1 protein-coding gene and 1 pseudogene are annotated in these 636 nt (G+C 47.2%); both read left to right on the top strand.

The window, feature by feature from the left end:
* The coding region (gene hutX, locus R7P74_RS27210; RefSeq protein ID WP_318123786.1) for a heme utilization cystosolic carrier protein HutX at positions 1-442 on the top strand (442 nt) is incomplete at its 5' end.
* Between the two features lie 118 nt (positions 443-560).
* Positions 561-636: pseudogene (locus tag R7P74_RS27205) on the top strand (heme utilization protein HutZ); the annotation flags it as partial.

Here is a 636-nt window from a genome sequence, read left to right as displayed (position 1 = left end):
CGCAATGGCAGAGCGTTTAGGTGTGACAGAATTTGATGTTGTCGCAGCACTGCCGCAAGAGATGATTGCGATTGCTCCGGGCGAACAAGCGCAAACAATCCTTGAAAGCCTAGTTGGCTTTGGCCCAGTGACGACGATCGTACACTCCTTCGGCTCCATTTTCGAAGTGAAAGCGCCTTTTCCGAAAGGCAAAGTTGCGCGTGGTTATTACAATCTAATGGGGCGAGAAGGTGAGCTGCATGGTCACCTCAAATTGGATAACGTGAAAAATATCGCACTGGTCAGTAAGCCGTTTATGGGACGTGAAAGTCACTACTTTGGCTTTTTCTCTGAATGCGGCAGCAATATCTTCAAAGTGTACTTAGGGCGTGATGAAAAACGCGAACTTATTGCTGAGCAGGTAACGGCGTTTCGCGCCATGCAAGCTGAGCTAAATCATTAACAAAGACAGCCAGTCGTCGCGGCTTTTACATTCAAGGGTGTGAGAAGTCGCGACCACGAACATACATAACCGAACTAGAATTCGGGACAAATAAATAGAAATAAAGTCAGGTATCAATATGGATCAACAAGTTAAACAAGAGCGTTTGCAAGGCCGCCTAGGGCCAGAGATTAAGGAATTTCGTCAGGAGCGCC

The sequence above is a fragment of the Vibrio sp. 2033 genome, assembly GCF_033339735.1.
The sequence above is the reverse complement of the archived record's forward strand: the minus strand, read 5'-3'. Positions and strand labels throughout refer to the sequence as shown.